Annotated in this window: 1 protein-coding gene; it reads right to left on the bottom strand. The window is 43.4% G+C overall.

What is annotated here, in order from left to right:
• On the bottom strand, positions 1–457 hold a 457-nt coding region (locus tag EI161_RS14585; protein WP_192529859.1), incomplete at its 3' end, for an IS30 family transposase.
• Positions 458–668: the final 211 nt, after the last annotated feature.

Raw genomic sequence — 668 nt, 5'->3', positions numbered from 1 at the left:
TACAAGGGCGCTCATGAATCGAGACTCTGTCGTTGATACGGCCTCGGGTCTCAGCTGTTAGTCGCTTACGGTAAGGTTTGGCTTTGCGTCTGAGACACTGCCATAACGTGCCGCCTTGTCTCTTGTCCCTCCAGATATAGCGATAGATGCTCATGTGACTAATACCACCATGAACTCCGGCTATTTGTTCAGGACTCCAGCTGTCTTTTAGCTTATCTGTGACCCAATCCCATACATCAGCGATGATAGTGAAAGCATTGTTAGAGCGTCTGTCACAAGCCTTGTTATTAGCATGATTAGCTCGGTAACCTCGAAGGCTTTTATTGCGTCTGATCTCTCTTGATATGGTGCTAGGACTTCTTCCTAATGTGTCAGCTATAAATTTAATACTATGTTCTGCCCCTATAAGGGCATAAATCTGGTATCGTTCCCCTAGGCTTAGATGTGTATAGTTCATGGTTGCAATCTCACTTTGGTCGGTGGATAAAGACTTTGATGCTAGCGCATCTAGGTCTTTTTTTCACCTCGCATTTGATATTGCACTTCATGTGTTAATCTAAGGAGTTAAAGCCTCGTTCCAACGAGTAGAGGCATTAACCAGCATAACCTATACTGTAGTGGCATAATAAAATTGGACAGCTTCTAAGAGGTTATAATAACCCAAAGAA

The sequence above is a fragment of the Psychrobacter sp. FME5 genome, assembly GCF_014861375.1.
Classification (GTDB): Bacteria; Pseudomonadota; Gammaproteobacteria; order Pseudomonadales; family Moraxellaceae; genus Psychrobacter.
Note: the sequence above shows the minus strand (reverse complement) of the source record. Positions and strands in the feature narration are given on the sequence as shown.